The 20,313-nt window shown below is 71.6% G+C and carries 17 protein-coding genes; 7 read left to right on the top strand and 10 right to left on the bottom strand.

The window, feature by feature from the left end; all coding sequences use genetic code 11:
- Nucleotides 1-13: 13 nt before the first annotated feature.
- The 5 genes from M2283_RS06565 to M2283_RS06545 form a co-directional block, all read right to left on the bottom strand.
- Complete coding sequence (locus tag M2283_RS06565) at nt 14-970, bottom strand: GlxA family transcriptional regulator (protein WP_280875104.1); 957 nt, start codon at nt 968-970, stop codon at nt 14-16.
- Between the two features lie 98 nt (nt 971-1,068).
- Nucleotides 1,069-2,124 carry an NAD(+)/NADH kinase gene (locus M2283_RS06560; RefSeq protein WP_280875103.1) on the bottom strand — a complete coding sequence of 352 codons (1,056 nt, stop codon included), beginning with the start codon at nt 2,122-2,124 and terminating at the stop codon, nt 1,069-1,071.
- A gap of 194 nt (nt 2,125-2,318) precedes the next feature.
- Entirely contained in the window at nt 2,319-2,612 is a 294-nt protein-coding gene (locus tag M2283_RS06555) for a DUF3040 domain-containing protein (RefSeq protein WP_280875102.1), read from the bottom strand.
- Nucleotides 2,613-2,736: 124 nt separating this feature from the next.
- Complete coding sequence (locus M2283_RS06550) at nt 2,737-4,026, bottom strand: cation:proton antiporter (protein WP_280875101.1); 1,290 nt, start codon at nt 4,024-4,026, stop codon at nt 2,737-2,739.
- A 209-nt stretch (nt 4,027-4,235) separates the two neighbouring features.
- Nucleotides 4,236-5,042, bottom strand: coding sequence for an SAM-dependent methyltransferase (locus M2283_RS06545; protein ID WP_280875100.1), 807 nt, complete (start codon nt 5,040-5,042; stop codon nt 4,236-4,238).
- A 231-nt stretch (nt 5,043-5,273) separates the two neighbouring features.
- Here M2283_RS06545 and M2283_RS06540 point away from each other — a divergent pair, with 231 nt between their 5' ends.
- On the top strand, nt 5,274-6,515 hold the full coding sequence (locus tag M2283_RS06540; RefSeq protein WP_280875568.1) for a PP2C family protein-serine/threonine phosphatase: 1,242 nt from the start codon (nt 5,274-5,276) through the stop codon (nt 6,513-6,515).
- A 22-nt stretch (nt 6,516-6,537) separates the two neighbouring features.
- On the opposite strand, the gene M2283_RS06535 is transcribed toward M2283_RS06540, so the two are convergent.
- On the bottom strand, nt 6,538-6,957 hold the full coding sequence (locus M2283_RS06535; protein ID WP_280875099.1) for an ATP-binding protein: 420 nt from the start codon (nt 6,955-6,957) through the stop codon (nt 6,538-6,540).
- 350 nt (nt 6,958-7,307) lie between these two features.
- Here M2283_RS06535 and M2283_RS06530 point away from each other — a divergent pair, with 350 nt between their 5' ends.
- Genes M2283_RS06530 through M2283_RS06520 form a run of 3 tightly spaced genes read left to right on the top strand, consistent with a single transcriptional unit; the run spans nt 7,308 to nt 9,294 of the window.
- Nucleotides 7,308-8,180: a helix-turn-helix domain-containing protein gene (locus tag M2283_RS06530; protein ID WP_280875098.1), complete on the top strand. Its 873-nt coding sequence runs from the start codon at nt 7,308-7,310 to the stop codon at nt 8,178-8,180.
- The gene (locus tag M2283_RS06525) at nt 8,177-8,470 is read left to right on the top strand and encodes a DUF397 domain-containing protein (protein ID WP_280875097.1); all 294 of its coding nucleotides are present in this window, start codon (nt 8,177-8,179) and stop codon (nt 8,468-8,470) included. The genes M2283_RS06530 and M2283_RS06525 overlap by 4 nt, the downstream gene beginning before the upstream one ends.
- Entirely contained in the window at nt 8,467-9,294 is an 828-nt protein-coding gene (locus M2283_RS06520; protein ID WP_280875096.1) for an SAM-dependent methyltransferase, read from the top strand. Before M2283_RS06525 ends, M2283_RS06520 begins: the two co-directional genes overlap by 4 nt.
- A gap of 47 nt (nt 9,295-9,341) precedes the next feature.
- Here M2283_RS06520 and M2283_RS06515 read toward each other — a convergent pair whose 3' ends face one another.
- Nucleotides 9,342-10,133 carry a DUF899 domain-containing protein gene (locus M2283_RS06515; RefSeq protein WP_280875567.1) on the bottom strand — a complete coding sequence of 264 codons (792 nt, stop codon included), beginning with the start codon at nt 10,131-10,133 and terminating at the stop codon, nt 9,342-9,344.
- Nucleotides 10,134-10,298: 165 nt separating this feature from the next.
- On the opposite strand from M2283_RS06515, the gene M2283_RS06510 reads away from it, so the two are divergent.
- Complete coding sequence (locus tag M2283_RS06510; RefSeq protein ID WP_432423034.1) at nt 10,299-11,717, top strand: lamin tail domain-containing protein; 1,419 nt, start codon at nt 10,299-10,301, stop codon at nt 11,715-11,717.
- Between the two features lie 68 nt (nt 11,718-11,785).
- Here M2283_RS06510 and M2283_RS06505 read toward each other — a convergent pair whose 3' ends face one another.
- The 3 genes from M2283_RS06505 to M2283_RS06495 form a co-directional block, all read right to left on the bottom strand.
- Nucleotides 11,786-14,959 carry an amidohydrolase family protein gene (locus M2283_RS06505; RefSeq protein ID WP_280875095.1) on the bottom strand — a complete coding sequence of 1,058 codons (3,174 nt, stop codon included), beginning with the start codon at nt 14,957-14,959 and terminating at the stop codon, nt 11,786-11,788.
- Nucleotides 14,960-15,088: 129 nt separating this feature from the next.
- Entirely contained in the window at nt 15,089-16,189 is a 1,101-nt protein-coding gene (locus M2283_RS06500) for an NAD(P)/FAD-dependent oxidoreductase (protein ID WP_280875093.1), read from the bottom strand.
- A 299-nt stretch (nt 16,190-16,488) separates the two neighbouring features.
- Nucleotides 16,489-16,836, bottom strand: coding sequence for a DUF1330 domain-containing protein (locus tag M2283_RS06495; protein ID WP_280875092.1), 348 nt, complete (start codon nt 16,834-16,836; stop codon nt 16,489-16,491).
- Nucleotides 16,837-17,054: 218 nt separating this feature from the next.
- Here M2283_RS06495 and M2283_RS06490 point away from each other — a divergent pair, with 218 nt between their 5' ends.
- On the top strand, nt 17,055-17,996 hold the full coding sequence (locus M2283_RS06490) for an expansin EXLX1 family cellulose-binding protein (protein ID WP_280875091.1): 942 nt from the start codon (nt 17,055-17,057) through the stop codon (nt 17,994-17,996).
- Nucleotides 17,997-18,118: 122 nt separating this feature from the next.
- Entirely contained in the window at nt 18,119-20,260 is a 2,142-nt protein-coding gene (locus tag M2283_RS06485) for a protein kinase domain-containing protein (RefSeq protein WP_280875090.1), read from the top strand.
- Nucleotides 20,261-20,313 lie beyond the last annotated feature (53 nt).

The following is a 20,313-nucleotide window of genomic DNA, read 5'->3' as shown; positions in this document are numbered from 1 at the left end:
GTCCGCCTGCCCGCTACTCGCCCCGGGCGAAAGTGCGCCGGTACTCGCTCGGCGTCGTGCCGAGGATGCGCTGGAAGTGCAGCCGCAGATTCGCGCCGGTGCCGAGGCCCACATCCGCTGCGATCTGCTCCACGCTCCGCTGCGAACGCTCCAGGAGTTCACGCGCCCGGTCGATGCGGGCCCGCATGACCCACTGCATCGGCGTGTAGCCGGTGTCCTCGGCGAACCGCCTGGAGAACGTGCGCTCCGAAACGCCCGCGTGCCCGGCCAGCGTCTCCAGGGTGAGCGGGTCATCGAGCCGGTGCAGGGCCCACTCCCGGGTGGCGGCGAACCGCTCGCCCAGCGGTTCGGGCACGCTGCGCGGCACGTACTGCGCCTGACCGCCGCTGCGGTAGGGGGCCGCGACCAGGCGCCGGGCCGCGTGGTTCGAGGCGGCCACGCCCAGGTCGCCGCGCAGGATGTGCAGGCACAGGTCGATGCCGGAGGCGGCGCCGGCCGAGGTCAGAACGGTGCCCTCGTCGACGAAGAGCACGTTCTCGTCGACCCGGATCTCCGGGTGTTTCGCGGTGAGCGCCCGCGTGTAGTGCCAGTGGGTCGTGGCGCGCTTGCCGTCGAGCAGACCGGTGGCCGCGAGCGCGAAGGCGCCCGTCGAGATGGCGGCGAGCCGCGCGCCCCGGTCGTGCGCGGCGATCAGCGCGTCGACGACGGGCCGGGGCGGGTCCTCACGGTCCGGGAAACGGTAGCCGGGGATGAAGACGATATCGGCCCACGCCAGCGCGTCCAGACCATGGGCCACGTGGTACGACAGCCCGTCGCCGCCGGTCACCAGTCCGGGCGCGGCCCCGCACAGCCGTACCTCGTACGGCATGCTCCCCCTCGTCGAGAACACCTGCGCCGGAATCCCGACGTCCAGGGGCTTCGCGCCTTCGAGGACGAGCACGGCGACATGGCGGAGGCGAGAGGCTGACACGCCGAACAGGTTACGCAGGCCCGACCTGCGGAGCAGGACGGGTGCGGGCCACCCGGCGCCCGGCCCGACCGTCCCCGCACGTCCGGCGCGTGCGCGAGTCAGGTCGTCTGCGGCGGGGGCAGGTAAAGGTGGCTGAGGTCGTCCGGCACGGGGTTCGCGGGTCGGAACAGCGGTTCCGACTCGCCGTCGGCGGCGGTCGCGGGGGCGTCGGTGAGGCGCATGCGCTCGCGCAGTCGGCCGTAGAAGTCGGCGGGTGCCAGCCGGACCAGCCGCAGGGGCCGTGGTGCCGCGATCACGCCGATCCAGTCGCCCGGTTCGAGGACGCCGCGCGGCTGTCCGTCGACGCTGACGGCGGCCCGGCCCGAGTGCGGCAGGACGCGCAGCGCGATCGGCTCGTCCGCGTTCGCGATCACCGTGCGGTCGAAGGTCATGTGCGGGGCAACCGGGGTGAACACCACCGCCCGCATCCGGGGTGAGAGCACCGGTCCGCCGGCGGCGAAGCTGTAGGCGGTCGAGCCGGTCGGGGTCGCGACGATCGCGCCGTCCGCCGAGTACGACGCCAGCAGCCGCCCGGAGATGTACACGCCGAGGCTCACCTGGCGGTCCCGTGCCAGCTTCTCCACCACGATGTCGTTCAGCGCGGTGACGTCCAGGGCGACGCCCCAGCCGTCCTCCGCCAGGTCCGCCTGTGGCGGGGGCGGAAGTGCCGGTCCGCGCCCGTAGCAGAGGATCTCCTCCATGTCGGAGGGCATCTCCAGCGGCTTCGACGCCCGCATGGTGAGCGTCATGCGTTCCTCGCACGTGGATCTGCCCGCGTGCACGGCCTCCAGCGCCTCTTCGACGTCGCCGACGGCCGTCTCGGTGAGGAAGCCGACCTTGCCGAGGTCTACGCCCAGGACCTGGATGTCCTTCTTGGCCGCGATACGCGCCCCGCGCAGGAAGGTGCCGTCCCCGCCGAGGGTCACGATGAGGTCGGGCATCCCGGCGGCCCGCATCTCCTCACGGCCGCTGCGCCGGCTCCCCTGTCCCTGCCACACATCGATGTCGGCACAGCCGATTCCGTGCCCGGCGCACCACTCCCGCACGGTGTCCGCACCGGTCACCGCCTCGGGACGACCTCCGTGCACGACGAGTCCCACCCGGCCGATCGGCATGTCGTCTCCCGAACTGTCGACGGATCAACGGGCCATACGCCAGCCATGGTCACAGTTCGGGGCGCGCTCCGCCACGGGATCTCTGCGAGTGGGAGGGGTTACGGGAGTGGCGCTATGTCGATCCGGCTTGTCTCCGGGCCGGGGGCACCGGAGGCGGTGCGGTGAACGTCGACGACCATGAACGGCAGCGCCGGTCACGGCCCCGCGGACCGGTTCCCCCGGCGCCTGGGCGGTGCCTGGCGCGGGTCCAGCAACTGGGCGGCGATGCCCATGAGGACCAGGCCCGTGGCGATGAGGAGTCCGTCGGGCACCACGACCCCGGCGATCAGCACGGCCGCGCCGACGGCGAGGCCGTACCAGAGGCCGGTGCGCCGGTACTCGCGTGGCCGTGCCGGGCGCCCGGCACGCAGGGCGTGGGTGAATCGGGGATCGTCCTGTTCGAGTCGCGCTTCAAGATCGGCCAGGCGTTCGGCGTCGTTCCGATGCACGGCTGCTCCTTCCCAGAACCGGCGGGGCCCTCGACAGGGCCTTCCTTCAGCATTTCCTCCTCCCGACCTCACTCACCATCAGGCTCGACTCCGGACTCCCCAAGTGGCCGACCCCGCGCCCCCGTTAGCGCTCTGCCTCGGCACCGACCGCCGACGAGCCGGCCGTGGCAACCGACGCTGCCGGAACCTCCTCCCGCTCCGCTGACGCCGGTGGCACCTCGGTGCGGTCGCCCCCGCTCGGCAACGCGTCACGCGCAGCTCGGAGTACACGCGCAAGCAGCTCCGCCCGCCCCGCCAGCACGGGTCCGAGGACCGCGAGCACGAGCACGTATCCGGCGATGAATGGCGCGAGCCGCCCGTCCAGCCCCGCGCTCGTCGCCATCGCCGCCAGGATCAGCGCGAACTCCCCGCGCGCCACAAGGGTGGTGGCGATGTCCGCGGCCGTGTCGAGGCCGTAGCCGTACAGGCGGGCGACGAGGAGGCCCGCGACGATGTTCACCGCGACGGTCAGTGCGGCCGCGGCGGCGACCGGTCCGGCGACGGAAGCCAGGTCGCCCGGGTCGATGGCCAGGCCGAAGGCGAAGAAGAAGATGGCCGCGAAGGCGTCACGGAGGGGGTGCACCAGTTCGCGTATGCGGGGCGCGGAGGGCGTACCCGCCAGGATCAGACCGACCATGAACGCGCCGATCGCGTCGGCGACGCCGAGGACCTCGGAGACCCCGGCGACCAGGACGGCGGCGCCGAGGAAGCTGATGACGAGCAGTTCGTTGTCGCGGGTCGCGATGAGGCGGCCGACGAGGCGGGTGCCGTAGCGCGCGGCGGCGGCCAGCACCAGCAGGAACCCGAACGCCTTCCCGCTCTGCAGAACCATCTCGGCGATGCCCTCCGCACCACCGATGACCGGCTGGAGCGCGGCGAGATACAGCGCGAGGAAGATGTCCTCCACGACGATGACGCCGAGGATCAGCCGCGTCTCGGGGCGGCCGATGCGCCCGAGGTCGATGAGGATCTTGGTGACGATCGCGGACGAGGAGATCCCCAGGACACCGGCGAGCACGAGCGCCTCGCGTACACCCCAGCCGAGCGCGAAGCCGAATCCGAGGCCCGCGCCCACGTTCAGCAGCAGATAGATGCCACCGGCGGAGAGCAGCCTCCGCCCGCCGCTGCGCAGGTCGTCGAGGTGGAACTCCAGGCCCAGGTAGAACAGCAGGAGCACCAGACCGAGTGCGGAGAGCATCTCGAAGTCGTGCGCGTCCTCCACCAGGACCAGGCCCGGGGTGTGCGGGCCGAGCAGGATCCCGGCGAGCATGAAAAGGGGGATCGTCGGCAGCCCGATCCGGCCGCCGAGCCGCGCGAGCAACGCGGCCGCCAGGAACGCGCCGCCCATGGCCAGCAGGGTGTCAGCGTGTCCCACGGGTCACCTCCTGCCGGAGGGCGCGGGTATGGGATGTCCGGATGTCGCGGGCACGGGGTGTCTTCGACTCACGGGGATGGATAAGGAGTTCTCCTTCGTCGGAGGTGCGATGGCACTCCGACGATCACACGCACAGGGGTCCGGTCACCATCCGTGACGGCCCCCAAATCGCACCGTGTGCGACACCCCGTTTCCGAACTGCCCGCGCGCTAGCTCCGCTTGCGGCCGACGCCCGCGTACACCCAGTACTCCGTGGGGTTCTCCGGGATCTCGTCCTGCGGGTCCGGACGCCACAGGGGTACGTGGACCAGGCCCGGTTCGACGAGGTCGAAACCGTCGAAGAGGTGCTGGATCTCGTCGCGGGAACGGGCGGTCACCGGGGAGGTGGCCTTGGCCCGGTACAGCTGCCCGACGGCGGCGGCGGTGTCGGGGCGGTCCTCGTTGGTGGCGTGCGTGAGCGCCAGCCAGCCCTCGTCGGGCAGCGTGTCCCGGAAGTCGGCGACGATCCCGGCCGGGTTCTCCTCCGGCGAGATGAAGTGCAGGATCGTGATCATCAGTACGGCGACGGGCTGGTCGAGGTCGATGAGCTTGCGCACCTGCGGGGCCGCCAGGATGTCGGCGGGCCGGCGGATGTCGCCGTCGAGGATGTCCGCGCCCGGGTTGTCGGCCAGCAGGGCGGCGCTGTGCGCGACGGCCACGGGGTCGTTGTCGACGTAGACCACCCGGCTGTCCGGGTCGGCGGCCTGCGCCACCTCGTGGACGTTGCCCTGGGTGGGGATGCCCGAGCCGAGGTCGATGAACTGCCGTACCCCGGAGGCGATCAGGAAGCGCACGGCGCGGCCGAGGAAGGCGCGGTTCGCCCTGGCCAGGGTGCGGACCTGGGGGTCGATGGCGGTGAACGCCGCGAGCGCCTCCCGGTCTATGGCGAAGTTGTGCTCGCCGCCCAGCATGGCGTCGTACATGCGGGCAACACTCGCCTTGTTCGGCGTCGCGTTCTCCGGGAGACCCTGCTGCACCACAACTCCCATGTTTCTCGGGCGGCTTGACGTCCCATCATATAGTTCTCCCCGTTGCGGCGAGGCGCCCACGCCTGGCACGCGGCCGACCCCGGCCCCACCCGGAAAGGCAAGACCCTGCGCAACGAAGCCCGCCACCTACCGGACGGTGCGCTCTCCCCCGTGTCACAGCGCCGTCGTCTGTTCTTCTCCCCCGCGGCCGATGTCATCGGCTCCGAGCTGGATCTGCACATGACGGGAAGCCACGTCGTGCACGCGCTGTCGCCGGCGTTCTGCGACGCGGCGTCGGTCTATCTGCTGGAGCGGTGGCTCCTTGAGGAGAACGCCTACGCGGGCTCGGACCCGCCCCAGGTCGAGGCGCGCCGGCTCGCGCTGCGGGTGGGGGCGGAGGCGGCCGAGGACTGGGAGCCGCTGCTGCCCGTCGACCAGGTGATCGTCTTTCCGCGGGAGACGCCGTACGCCCGCGCTCTGGCCGACAAGCGCTCGCAGTTGCTCGACGCGGTCGACCCGCACACGAGTGAACGCCTGAGCGCGTCGGGACCCGACGACGAGGGCATCCGCAGTCTCCTCGACAGCACGTCGTTCCTGGTCGTGCCGCTGCATCTGCGGGATGTCGCGGTCGGCTTCATCGCCTGCACCCGCGGCCCCGATCAGCCGCCCTTCGAGCGCGGGGACGCCGTGGCGGTGGAGCGGCTGGCCGCGCGGGCCTGTGTCGCGCTGGACAACGCGCGCCGCTACGAGCGGGAGCGGCGCACCGCGCTGGCCATCCGCAACAGCCTGCTGCCCACGGCGGACCACGACTTCCCCGGGTGCCGCATCGCCCACGGCTACCTCCCGGCGGGCGACGGGAACATCATCGGCGGCGACTGGTTCGACGCGCTGCCCCGGCCCGGGGGCCGGGTGGGCCTGATCGTCGGGGACGCGATGGGGCACGGTCCCGAATCGGCCGTCGCCATGATCCAGTTGAGCACGGCTGTCCGTACCCTGGCGGGGCTCGACCTCTCGCCCGCCGAGCTGATGGACCGCCTCGACGCGCTCGCCGCCGCCATCCCCGGGGCCTCCTTCGCCACCTGCATGTACGCCGAGTGGGATCGGCGGCAGCGCACCTGCACACTGGTGGGCGCCGGCCACCCTCCCCCACTGCTCCGGCCCGGCGACGGACCGGCCGCCCCGGTCGTACTCGCCAACGCGGGCCTGCCCCTGGGCCTCGGCGCGGGGCGCTACGAGACCACCGTCCTGACCGTGACCGAGCCGACCCTGCTCGTCCTCTACAGCGACGGGCTCGTCGAATCCCGCCAATGCGACATCGAAGAGGGCATCACCCGCCTCGCTCATGCCCTCGACACCGCGGTCACGCGGGCGCCCGGTGGCGACGACCTGCGGTCGCTGTGCGAGGAACTGCTGGACGATGCCGCCGCCGCGCCGGGCGCGGACGACCGGACGGTGTTGCTCGCCGAGCTGACACCCTCGTAGCACCGCGCCCACCGCCCGCCCCTCAGACGCAGGCGCCGCGCAGTGTCGCCCAGACAACGTTGCCCTTCGTACGGGTCGAGCGCTCGGCCCCCCAGGTGTCGGCGACCTCCTGCACGATCAGCAGCCCGCGGCCGGTCTCGCAGTCGACGGTCGGCCGGCCCCGGGTCGGGCTGAGCGCGGCGTTGTCGTAGTCGTGGACCTCGACCCGCAGGCGCTCCTCGCCGATGAGCGCGACGCCGCACAGAACCCGCGAACTGAGCGTGTGGACGACCGCGTTGGTGACCAGCTCGGACACCAGCAGGACGGCGTCGGCGCACACCTCGGCCGGTACCCGCCACGAGCGGAGGCAGGCGCTCACGCCGTGGCGGGCGGCTCTGACGCTCTCCCGTCTGGCGGGGAGTTCGAGCCAGTGGGAGCGGTCGGGGCCGCCGGTGTCTAACAAGGAGGAGAGGGAAGTCGTGTGGGGGGACACGGTGTTCGCCTTCCGTGGGAGGACGGGCGCAGCGGGGCGAGCAAGGAGACGTACGACAGAGAACGGCCGCCCCCGGCAGGGGTGTTCGAGGCACGGCCGGACAGTCCGAACGCCTGACCACGCCAACTCCACGGAGTAGGCGGCATGTTGACTGACGCGTGGGCGCGCTCGGGTTGATCGCTCACTCAACCAATCATGCTCGTAGTTCACTTCATGCTGCAACCGACTCCCTGATAATTTCACCGGGAGGTTATCCGTATGGTGGCATCATCAAGTCGCTGTCAGACTGCTGCTGATGACTGTCCTTCAGGAGGTAGGGCGTGAACGAGGCTCGCTCGGGCAGTGGCGCCAGTGCGCCCACGGTTCTCCGTATGATCCTCGGCAGGCGGCTGCAGGAGCGGCGGCAGAGCGCGGGCGCCTCGCTGGAGGACGCGGCCACGGCGCTGCGGGTGAAGACGCTGACGATCCGCCGGCTGGAGAAGGCGGAGGTCGCCCTCAAGCCGCTGTACGTGGAGAAGCTGCTCGAGACCTACGGGGCCGACCGGCAGGAGATCGACGAGTTCGTCGCCCTCGCCGAGCAGGCCAACGAGCCGGGCTGGTGGCACGCCTACCGTGATGTCCTGCCGACCTGGTTCTCCGCCTACGTGAGTCTGGAGACCGGCGCCAAGACCCTGCGCACCTACGAGCCCCACTACGTCACGGGCCTGCTGCAGACGTGGGGGTACGCGCGTGGCGTACTGCGCGGCGGCTTCCCGAACGAGAGCGAAGAGGACCTGCGCAGACGCGTCGACCTGCGGTTGAAGCGTCAGAGTCTGCTGACCAGACCGGACGCGCCCACACTGTGGGTCGTGATGGAAGAGGCCGTGCTGCACCGCGTGGTCGGCGGCCCCGAGGTGATGCGGGAGCAGATAGACCGGCTCCTGGAGGTCTCGGAGCTGGAGCACGTGAGCCTCGACATCGTTCCGTTCACCGCGGGCGCCCATGTCGGCGCGTGCGCCCCCTTCACCTACTTCCGGTTCGAGGAGCCCGAGCTGCCGGACGTCGTCTACAGCGAGATCCTGTCCGCCTCCATGTACCTGGACCAGCGTTCCGACGTCTCCGCCCATCTGGAGGCGCACAACCGGATGTCGCTGCTCACCTCGTCGGCGGACAGCAGGGCGCTCCTGACCCGTATGCGCAAGGAGTACTCATGACCACCACCGGCAGCGTCTACAACGGGATGCCCGCCTCCGACCTGGGCGAGCAGGGCTGGGAATGCCCCTGGAGCGGCCCCAACGGGGGCCAGTGCGTGGAGACCAAGCGACTCGCCGACGGCCGGGTCGCGTTGCGGCAGTCGACGGATCCGGCGGGGCCCGCCCTGATCTACACGCCGCAGGAGATCAGCGCGTTCGTCGAAGGGGTCAAGAAGGGCCTCGCCGATCACCTGACGGTCGGTCGCGCCGGCCGGCACGTCAGCGCACACCAGTTGAAAGGGACAGCATGACCACCCCCCACGCAGCGCGGGACATCGACACCAGCAGGCCGCACTCGGCCCGGATGTACGACTACTACCTGGGCGGCAAGGACCACTTCGAGATCGACAAGAAGGCGGCCGAGGCGGTCGCCGAGGTCTACCCCGGCATCTTCGTCTGCGCCCGTGAGAACCGTGCCTTCATGCACCGGGCCACCCGGGTCCTCGCGCGGGAGCACGGCATCCGCCAGTGGCTGGACATCGGCACCGGGATCCCCACCGAGCCGAACCTGCACCAGGTCGCCCAGTCCGTCGTGCCCGACGCCCGTGTCGTGTACGCCGACAACGACCCGCTGGTCCTCAAGTACGCCGAGCGTCTGATGCGCAGCACGCCCCAGGGCCGCACCACGTACATCGAGGCGGACGTCAACGACCCGGGCGCCCTTCTCGACTCGCCGGCGCTGTCCGACGTCCTGGACCTCGACCAGCCGATCGCGCTGTCCCTGAACGCGCTGATGCACTTCGTCACCGACGCGCAGGACCCGTACGGGATCGTGAGCCGTCTGCTGGACTTCCTGCCCTCCGGCAGCGCGCTCGCGCTCAGCCACTGCACGCCCGACTTCGACCCGGACACCTGGCAGAAGGTGACCGACATCTACACCAATGCCGGTACGCCCGTGCAGTTCCGCTCGCAGGCCGCCGTGGCCCGCTTCTTCGACGGCCTCGACCTCCTGGAGCCCGGCGTCTCGGTCGGCTACCGCTGGCGCCCGGACGCGGCCACGGCCACGGAGGACGGCGCGGAGCCGCTGACCGACGCCGTGGTCAGCCTCTGGACCGGCGTGGGCATCAAGCCCTGACCGGCCCGGCGGACACGACGACGACAGAGACCCGAGGGGCGTGACGGTCAGGCCTCGTACTCGTCCGGCAGCCGCATCGCCGGACCCCCGACGTGCAGGCCGAGCGGTGTCGCGCGCCCCTTGGGTTCCTCCCAGGCCTCCTGGCGGCCGAGGGCGGTGAGGTCGAGGTAGTTGTCCCCGTTGTGGAACTCCTCGATGCCCCGGCCGAAGGCGGAGTAGGTGTGGAACACCTCGTCGCCGACGCGGAGGAAAGCGCTGATGCCGGGCCAGTCACCGCGCTGACCGGCGTGCCACGGCTTGCCGGCGTCGGCGAGTTCGGACTCGGTGCGGAAGTCGAGCAGTACCGGGGCGACCCGCTCGTCGAGGGTGGCGTGGAAGTCGAAGTTGAAGTCGCCGAGGGCCGAGGAGTACCAGGGGAACGTCCACCCCATCCACTCCCGGAACGCGGCCAGCTTGGCGTACGGTGCCCGGGTCACGGCGGCCAACGTGGTGTTGCGGACGTGCAGTTGCCTCAGTCGGGAAGGGATCTGGTCCGCCGCCGAGGAACAGCTTGAGCAGCCGTGGTCGCGGGGGCGCTCCGTGCCGTCGGCGTCGATGTCGTACATCCACATGAAGTGGTGCACGACCAGTTGTGGCCGCCCCTCGAACAGGTCGAGCAGGCTCAGCGTCCCGTCCGGCCCCCCGAAGGCGTACGGCTTGTCGACGCGGACCATCGGCAGTCGCCGCCGGTGGGCGTTGACCCGGTCCCGCGCCCGTGTGAGCTCCTTCTCCTCCGCCAGCAACGCCTTGCGGGCGGCCAGCCACGCCTCGCGCGACACCACCTCGGGCAGCTCACCCATCCTCATCACCTCGCTCCTCCCAGCCTGCCACCGCCGACGGCCGTGTCCCCGGCGGCGGATCGGTTGGTTCAGCGTTCACAGGGCGATCACCCGTGCGAGGGCACCCGTTCGGGCCAGGCAGGAAGGGTCCTGGCGGCCTGTCAAACGATCTCAGGACGGATCTTCGTGATCGAATCACGCGTTCGCCGGTGGCGCCGCACCTTCCGCTTCCTCCTTGTCGGGATCGTCGGCCCGACGCTGGCCGTCGGCGCCCTCACGGCGTCCCCGGCCCATGCGGCGGCGGCCGACGACATCCGCATCAACGAGGTGGTGACCACCGGGGACGTCCACGACTCGGTGGAGCTGTACAACAAGGGCACCGCCACCGTCGACCTCTCGGGGTGGATCCTCAAGGACGACAACAAAAACTCCAAGTACGCGATAGGCAGCGGGACCACGCTCGCTCCCGGAGCGTTCCGTGCCTTCGACGTTCATGACGCGTTCGGGCTCGGCTCCGACGACCAGGCCCGTCTCTATCTCCCGGACGGCAGCACGCTGGTCGACAGCTTCAGCTGGTCCGAGCACTCCGACCCGTCGTGGTCACGCTGCCCCGACGGCACGGGCGCCTTCGGCTCCGCCGACCTCACCCTCGGCGGCCCCAACGACTGTGGCAGCGGCGGCGTTTCACCGACGGCCTGGCCGGGTGGCAGTTCGGTCGCGACCGCCGACGCCTCCAACGTGTTCGGCTCGGATCTGAGCGGCCTCTACCAGGAGGGGAGCGTGATCTGGGCGGCGCAGAACAGCGGAAAGCTCTGGCGTCTGGTGCCGAACGGCTCCACCGCCTGGAAGCCGGACACCACCGGCGGCTGGACCTCCGGCAAGTCCCTGCGCTTCCCCGGCGGATCCGGCACGCCCGACAGCGAGGGCGTCACGCTGACCGACGCCGGTGCCACGGGCGGCGCGTACGTCGCGAGCGAGCGCAACGGCGACTCGTCCGGCACCAGCCGCCTGTCCGTCCTGCGCTACGACGTCGGCTCCACGAGCACCACGCTCACCGCCACCAAGGAGTGGAACCTGACGTCCGACCTGCCGTCGGTCGGCTCCAACCTCGGTCTTGAGGGCATCACTTGGATCCCCGACGCCACCCTCACCGCCGCCGGCTTCAAGGACTCCTCGACCGGCTCGGCCTACGACCCCGGCCGCTACGGCGCCCACACCGCGGGGGTGTTCTTCGTCGGCGTCGAGGGCACCGGCACGATCTACGGCTACGTCCTCCAGGACTCGGGCGCCTCCACCCGCGTCGCGTCCATCAGCAGCGGCATGGCCGGCGTCATGGAGCTGCAGTGGGAGTCGCAGGCCTCCCGGCTGTGGGCCGTCTGCGACGACACCTGCGACGGCCAGCACCGCACACTGCGGATCGACTCCTCCGGCACCTTCGCCACCACGGCGATCTACAACCGCCCCTCCGGCATGGCCGACCTCAACAACGAGGGCTTCGCCGTGGCCGGCGCCGACGCCTGCACCGGCGGCACCAAGCCCGTCTACTGGTCCGACGACGGCAACACCAGCGGCCACGCACTGCGCAGGGGCACGATCACCTGCTGAGCCCGAGCCGTCATCTTCCTTGCACGCGGGGCGAGTTCATCGCCCCGCGTGCCTGTGCACCGCCGGCCTCAGCGACCGTCGCAGCAGCCGTCCCTGCGCATCAGCCGGCCCACCGTGAGCCAGTCGTCCGCGGCGGCCGTGGTACGCCGGGCCGACGGCTCGAACGCGGCGACCAACTCGTCGGTGGCGTACGGCACTCCGCCGCGCAGGACGGAGACCGTCCGCACGAGGGTGGCGAAATCCGTGAACGGGTCGCCGTCGACGACGGTCAGGTCGGCGAGCCTGCCCTCCTCGACCGTGCCGAGGTCGCGGTCGAGGCCGAAGAGGCGGGCGGGCAGGACGGTCGCGGTGCGCAGGGCCTGGGCCGGGGACAGGCCCCCGCGGTGCAGGGCGCACAGGCCCAGGTGGAGGGAGAGGCCGACCGGGACGAGCGGCTGGTCCGTGCCGAGGGCGACGAGACCGCCGGCGGCCAGGACCCGGCGGTAGATGTCGGTCTCCCTGTGGAGGGTGGCGAGTTGGGCCGCCGTGGGCGGGATGCCGGCCGCCTGGGTCACGGCCGCCGAGTCCCACGGTGGCATCACCACCGTCACACGAGGGTCGTCGGCGAGCGCGGGCTCCGCACCGAGGAGCGGCGCGGCGGTGAACGGGGTCGCGATGAGCGAGAATCCGACGCCGCGTGCACTGTAGATCTCCACGACGTCCTGGTAGGCACGGCCCGTCGCGGTGACGGCATGGCCGAACTCGGCGCGCTGGGTGGCCTGCAGATGGGTCGTCACATCCTGGCCGAGCTGGACGCCCGGCGAGAGCAGGTGACTGCCGGCGCGCACCCCGAGCCGGTCGTGGGCGAAGCGTGCGGCCTCCTCCATCACCCAACCCGGCGCCCGTACATAGGTCTTGACGAAATCCCAGTCCAGCGCCTCCCCCCGCTCCAGGGACCGGCGCAGGCCCTGTCGGGTGCGGTGGGCGCGACCCATGCTGTACGCGACCCGAGCCCCGTCGAGGAGTTCGCCGGTGGTCAGCAGCCGGGGTCCGGCGAGGTCTCCGCCGGCCACCGCCTCGCGGATGCGGGCCTGTTCGTACGCGAAGCCACCGAGGGAGACGGCGGTGGTGATGCCGTAGGTGAGCTGGCCGACGGTCTGGCGTCCGCCGTAGGTGCTCTGCCAGGGGTGGGTGTGGGTGTCCCACAGCCCCGGGATGACGGTTGCGGTCGAGGCGTCGACCCGACGGAGGACGGCGGGGCGGCCGGACCGGTGGGGTTCCACCGCCGTGATGCGCCCGCCGCGCACCAGGATGTCGACGTCGTCCCGGGTCCCTTCACCCGTGCCGTCCCACAGGCGTCCGGCGTGCACGACGACGTCGGCGGGGGTGGGTCTGGTGGTGTCGAGCGGGATGCGGACCGTACGGGCGGGGCCGCCGGTGACATCCAGCAGTCGCAGTCGGCTGCCGGAGAGATAGAGGAGGGTGGCGGAGTCGCCGGACCAGGAGGGGTGGTCGGCCGGTTCGGTGGTGAGGGTGCGAAGGTCGCCGTTCGGGGTGCCGTCGGGGTCGACGGGCAGCAGGCACAGCGCCGACTCGACGATCACCGCCATCCAGCGGCCGTCCGGCGACCAGACGGGCCCGGAGTCGTACCGGTCGGCGATCGACGTATGGGGCGCCACCGTGTGGAGGCGGTCGGCGCCGGTCGCGGTGTCGACGACCCGGATGACGTTGTAGCCCTCCCGGAAGCGGGAGTTGAGGCGGTTGCGGTCGCACAGGGCGAGATACCGGCCGTCGGGCGACCAACTGGGCCGGCCGGGCTGCCCACCCGCCCCGAGCGCCGTGACCAGGACACGCTCCTCGCCCGACGCCAGGTCGCGGACGATCAGCCCTCCTGTCAGATCGACACAGGCGAGCCGCTGCCCGTCGGGCGAGAGGGCCGGGAACGTCCGGCCACCGGTCGCGAGCGCGGTCTCCGCTCCGGTGGCGAGATCGTGCCGGTACACACCGAGGAGCCCGTCGCGGTCGTCGGCGTAGACGAGGGACTGCCCGTCGGGCGCCCACGTGGGCCCGAGCAGATAGCGGGTCGAGGACGCCGCGTGCAGTCGACGGGGCGGCAGCCCGCCCGAACTCCTCCCCAACCACAGTGAGTTGAGGGCCGCGAAGGCGATCTGACGGCCGTCGGGCGACAGCGCGGGGAGATGGAGGGCGCGCACGGGGCGAGTGCGGGCCTCCCCCAGGTCGTACGCCTTGGTCTTGTACCCCGGCCGCCGCACGGGGAGTTCACCGTCGAAGGGGATGGTCTCGGAGTGTGCGGGGCTGTCCGGGCGTACGAGGGTGAAGGTGCCGTCGACGGTCAGGAGCAGCTCTCCGGTCGGCGTCCAGCGCGGGGGTACCGGGGCGATGTCACCGGTGATCGGGACGGGACTACCGTCGACCACGAGGATGCAGGAGGCGGCGGGAGCGGCCGTGGTGCGCAAGTAGGCGAGGCGGCCGTCGGGGGCGAGGGCAGGGGTCATGACCTGCGCGACCGCGGTCTCCGCGTGGTGTACGGCGACCGGTCCAGTGCCGTCGGCGGGGACGGCGGCGATCGTACGGGCCTCCAGGGCCGCGCCCAGCGGGGTGGTGACGACCTTGGCGCGGACAAACAGGATGCGGGCGCCGTCCGGTGACCAGGTGGGGTCGAAGTCCTCCCACGCGCCGTCCTGGAGCGGGCCCTGCTGGCCGGACAGGCCGGTGACCCGCGTGATTCCGCCGGTGTGCAGGTCGAGGACGTGGATGCGGTACGGGCTGCCCTCGACGGGGTCGCCGCCGCGTTCGGAGGCGAAGGCGAGGCGGGTGCCGTCGGGTGACCAGGCCGGGCCGCGGTCGTCCCAGGGGCCGTCGGTGCGCCGGCGCAGATCGGAGCCGTCGGGGCGCACGGTCCAGAGGTGGAATCCGCCGCCCCGATAGGCGCAGAAGGCGACGAGCGCGCCGTCCGGGGCATGGGTGGGGCGGTTGGGTTCCAGATCGGCGGGGGTCAGCGGGTGGGCCGTACCGCCCGCGCGGGGCAGCGACCACAGGACGCCCTGTACCTCGGCGACCAGGCGGTCGCCGGCGGGCGCGAGGGTCGCCGAGCCGTTGGTGGCTCTGGTGAAGGAGAGGGACGGGGTGCCGGTGGCGGGTCTTGCCGCCACCGCGGTCGCGCCCACGAGGGGCACAGCGCCTGCGGCGGCGAGGAGTTGACGGCGGGTCGGACGGAAGGAGGTGCTCCAGTCGCGGTCCATGGCAACACCCTGACGTACCGGCCGTCCCTGCCTCAACGCTGTTCACGGCCATCGCCACTTCTTCACCCGGGAGAACGAAGCGGTCGGGGCGGCAGAGCACTCGGGGCTCGGTGGGCCCGCCCCGCACATCTAGGAGTATCCCAACTGGCGCCTCATGTAAGGGGTCATGAGGGTCTTCGCCTTGGCGAGGGTGGTGGTGCGGCCGCCCAGGACCGCGGTCTCGCCGCCCGGCACGGGCAGCACCGTCACTCCGGCGGCCGGGCCGAACGGCACGATGAACGGGGTGCGGTGGATCGGCCGGTACAGGCGGGGGCCCTTGCGGTGCTTGCCGGGGTTGTTCAGATAGGCGCGGATGTTCCAGGCGGCGAGGTCCGCCTGGGCGAGCGCGGCCGGGGTGATCTTGAGCTCGGTGGCGTCGTTGACGTCGCCGACGGCGAACACGTCCGGATGGCCCGCGACCCGCAGCGTCCGGTCGACCCGCACGTGTCCGTCCGGGTTCAGCCAGTCGCCGTGACCGGCCAGGCGCAGCCAGAGCGTGTTGGGGGTGGTGCCCGTGGCCCAGAAGGAGAGGTCCGCCGTCATGACGTTGCCGTGCGCGTCGCGGTAGCTGCCGAACTCGTTGCCGGGCGACATGAAGGCGTCGAGCCGCACCTCCACGTTGTGGTCCTCCAGCCAGGTGCGGGCCTTGTTTCCCGCCCGGGCGCCGATGGTGGAGTGCAGCAGCGCCGGACCGGAGTGGGCGAGCGTGACCCGGGCGTCCGGCCGGGCGAGCCGGATCTCGGCGCTGAGTTCGACGCCGGAGGGTCCGCCGCCCACGACGAGGACGTGGTCGGCGAGGGAGATGCTCCGCTGGTGCTCCCCGAAGGCCTTGCTCGCCTCCTCGGTGGTGGAGCCGGTGAAGCGGGCCGGTTCCGGGTAGTCGGCGCCGGTGGCGATCACGACCACGTCGTACGGCAGCCGCTCCCCCGTGCCGAGCACCACCTGCCGCTCGGCGGTGTCCACGCGGACCGCCTTGCCGACGGCCAGCCGGCCGTTGCGCAGCAGTCGGTCGTAGGGGATGAAGGGGGTGGCCGTCCACTCGGGGCGCACGCCCGCCCGCAGGGAAGCGATGCGGTGGAAGAACATCTCCTTGCGGTCCACCAGCGTGACCCGTGCCGCTCCGTCCAGCCGTCTGGCCAGCCGGACGCCCGCATAGCCGCCGCCTATCACTACTACGTCGCCGTGATGCACACCGAGTCTCCTGCGCCTGGAGGTGGGGGGAAACGAGTGCCCGTGGCGGAGGGGCCGCCGTTGGCCACTCGATGACGGTGAGCGTAGCGCTTGAACTCTAAAGCGCGGCACGGGAGTTGTGTGCGTCTCGTGAATCGGGGGGTTTCGTTCCGCTATGGGACGGCAGTCCCGCGTTCGGCCAGGATGTGTCAGTCTCGCGTTCGTTCAGGGGATGGCCGTCTTGCGTTCCGCCTCGCGCAGCGGGGGCCCGGGGGGTGGCGGCGCCCCGTCTCCACGGCACGGTCGGCGACTCCCCGGGGCTACTCGGTGGGCAGTGTCTCCCGCATCGCCGTCGCCGTCGCGGTCGGGTCGTAGCCCTCGGGGACGCCCGGGACCAGGACGATGTCGCTCGGGATGTGCCGCGCCCGCAGGGGTGCGATCTCCTGGTACTCCGGCGAGTCCCACCAGGCCCGCGCCTCGGCCATCCCGGGGAAGGCGATCACGACGACGTGCCCGGGCCAACTGCCCTCCACCACTTCGTGCTTGGCCACGTGCACGAGGAAGCGTCCGCCGTAGGGCTCGAAGGTGGCGGGGATGCGCTCGACGTACTCGGCGATCTCCGGGTGCGGGGCGGCCTCCTGCAGGTGGGCTATGACGTAGGCGGTCATGTCGTCCTCCGTGTCGGCCGGGCTGCGTATGCCGCCAATCGTGACATGCCCAGCCGACGCGATCGATTACCTCGGAGGTAAGGGGCCGGGCAAGGCGTACGCGGCTCCTGGATTCACGGCAACCTTTCCGGACCCGGCGGCGACCTGTGGTCGGAATCTCCTGTCAGGGGTGGCCCGTTCGGGCCCGCCGGCCTCCCGCACCACGTAAGGATGCAGTCGTGACACTCTCCTCGCACCGCCGTCCCGGCGGCAGTCGGCGCGCGGTTCTCGTCTCGGCCGTCGCCGTGGCGGCCGTCGCGCTGGTCGCGTCCCTGGTCATGGCCTTCCACGGCGACCGGGAGCCGGACTCCGGGCAGGTCGCGGCGGCGCCCGCCGCGAGCCACCGGACGACGACCTCGCCGACGGCGTCCGACAGGCCGAAGCCGTCCTCGTCCTCGGCGTCCCCGAGCACGACGGCCGCCTCCTCTCCCGCGTCGTCCCCGCCCGCGACCACCAAGGCCCCGCGGAAACCGTCGGCCACCCGCACCGCGCAGGCGGCCGCGGCGCCGGCGGCGGGGCGGATCCGGCCCGGTGTCACCTACCAGGGGGTCGCCACCTCCTACGACATCGGCAACGGGGATGGCGCCTGCTCGTACGGCCCGAGCGGCGACACCATGACCGCGGCGATGAACCACACCGACTACGAGACGGCCAAGGCCTGCGGGGCGTACGTGCGGGTCCAGGCGGGGGGCGTCTCCGTGACGGTACGGATCACCAACGAATGCCCCGAGTGCACACCGGGCCAGATCGACCTCAGCCGGCAGGCGTTCGCCAAGCTCGCCGCCCTCTCCAAGGGCCGGATGTCGATCAGTTGGAGCCTGCTGAGTCCCGCCACGAGCGACACGGTCTCCGTCCGGTACAAGACCGGATCCAGCCAGTACTGGTGCGCCGTCCAGCCCATCGGTCACCGAAACCCCGTGGCACGCCTGGAGGTCCGGGCCGGCGGCACCTGGCGTCAGCTGGCCCGCACCGACTACAACTACTTCCTCTCCGAGAACGGCAGCGGCTGCGGCGGCGCCTTGCGGATCACCGACATCTACGGCGAGCAGCTGATCGTCGACGGCATCGCGGTGCGACCGAATGTCGTCCAGGCCACCGGGGTCCAGTTCGCCCGGCACTGACCCGGTCTGCCTGCTCCACGCCCAAACAGGCCCTCGGACCGATCGGTAGAGTGTGCTGTCCATGCCATAGCGACAGCAGTCCGAACGGATCCGTCCAGGCCAGACCCGGTGAAGGAGACACGGTGACCCTGCGCGAGGACGATCCTCGGTCGGTCGGCGGATACCAGCTCGAAGCACGGATCGGGACCGGCGGCATGGGCGTCGTGTATCTGGGCCGCTCGACGTCGGGGCGGGCCGTCGCCGTCAAGGTCGTGCACGCGAAGTACGCGGACGACCCCGAGTTCCGGGCCAGGTTCCGGCAGGAGATCGTGGCGGCGCGACGGGTCAGCGGCGCGTTCACCGCGCCGGTCGTGGACGCCGACCCGGACGCGGGCCGGCCCTGGATGGCCACCGCGTTCGTCCCGGGCCGCACGCTCTCCGACCGCGTCACCGAGTCGGGCCCACTGGACTGGCCCTCGCTGCGCCGCCTGGGCACCGAACTCGCCGAGGCGCTGCGGGAGATCCACCGCGCGGGGGTCGTGCACCGGGACCTCAAGCCCAGCAACGTGCTGCTCCTGGAGGGCGAGGGCGACGACGGAGCGGTCCGTGTCATCGACTTCGGCATCTCGCGCGCGGCCACCAGCGACGTCCGTACCCAGACCGGCATCGTGATGGGCTCGCCGCCGTTCATGGCACCGGAGCAGTTCAGCCGGCCGCGCGAGGTCGGACCCGCCGTGGACGTCTTCTCGCTGGGCGCGGTCCTCGTCTACGCGGCCACGGGGCGCAGTCCCTTCGAGGCGGACAACGCCTATCTCGCCGCGTACAACACCGTGCACAGCGATCCCGAGCTGGGCGAACTGCCGGGCCCGCTGCGCGCGTTGGTGTCCCTGTGCCTGACGAAGGACCCGGCGGGGCGGCCCACTTCGGGCGAGGTGCTGGAGACACTGGCCGAGGTGCCGGAGGAGCAGCCCGCCGAGGAGCCGGGCGGAGTGCCGGCCCGGCTGCCGGTGACCGACGCGACCGACACGGCGCTGCTCCCGCCCGCGAAGAACACGAACAAGCGGCACCGCGGGAGGCTGTGGACCGCCCTCGCCGGCGCGGCGCTTGTCGGCGTCGTGGGCACGGCGCTGGTGACCCTCATGCCGGCCGGGGCGAGCGACGAACCCGGCACAAAGGACGTGAAGGCGACCGCCGCCTCCTCGATCCCGGCGGGCTGGAAGCCGTGGCACAACGCCCTGGAGCCCGACAAGGACGACCCGATGGGCATGAAACCGGCCTGCACACCGGACGCCCTCGGGGTCTTCTGCTCCTCGCCGCAGGTCGCGTTGATGCGGCTGAACTCCGCGACGGGCCGGACGGACTGGTCGAAGCCGATGAGCAAGAAGCAGGTCAGCAGCTTCTCCATGAGCTCGCCAGACGTGCACGACGGAGTGGTGTTCGTCAACAGTGCGGACCGCTCCGAGGGCCTGGACGCCTTCGACGGCCGGACCGGCAAGCGGCTGTGGCATCTGGACGGTCCCCTCGGCCAGCACCAGCCCCTGAGCGACGTACTGCTCGTGCGCCTGGACCCGCTCGGGCCCGCCGAGACCGCGCGCTATGCCGCGTACGAACCGCGCACGGGCGAGAAGTTGTGGGAGCGCAAGCTCAAGTCGACCTCGCCCAGCCCCTTCTACACGGGCCCCAAGGGCATGCTCTACGCCGATCTGCGCGGCGGCCCCGGCGGCATCGCCCGTCTCGACGCGCGCACGGGCCGGACGTTGGGCACCGTCGACGCGCCCAAGGGCGACCTGTGGCTGGCCACGGTCCACGACGCGAAGGCGTACTACGCCCGCTGGGAGAACGACACCGGCGTCTCCGCCGCCTTCTTCATCCAGGACCTCGACAACGGCAAGACCCGTCGGATCGACTTCCCCTGGAGCGTCGAACCCGAAGCGCCGCCGCTGGTGGACGGCGACACGATGTACATCTTCGACTACGGCAACGAGACGCTGCTCGCCCTCGACCTGACCCACGGCAAACCGCTGTGGACCAGCTCGCGCGAGCTGCGCGTCTTCAGCGAACCGGCCGTCCACGACGGGCGGTTGTACGTCACCATGCCGGACACCAGCGTCCTCGCCCTCGACCCGCGCACCGGCAGGGAGATCGGCCGCACCGACCCGTCCTTCGACACGTCGGGCCGCTCCTTCGAGGAGCTCTCACCCAGCGAGACACCGCCGTTCCTGGTGCGTGGGGTGCTGTACGGGGTCACCGGACCGGGGGTCTTCTCGGTCGCCGACGTCTCCTGAACGGACGCGGAGAAGTATCGATTCAGCCAACAGACATCTCAATGTGGCGAAAA

The organism is Streptomyces pseudovenezuelae (genome assembly GCF_029892565.1).
Taxonomy (GTDB): Bacteria; Actinomycetota; Actinomycetes; order Streptomycetales; family Streptomycetaceae; genus Streptomyces; species Streptomyces pseudovenezuelae_A.
This window is presented reverse-complemented; position numbering and strand designations above follow the sequence as displayed.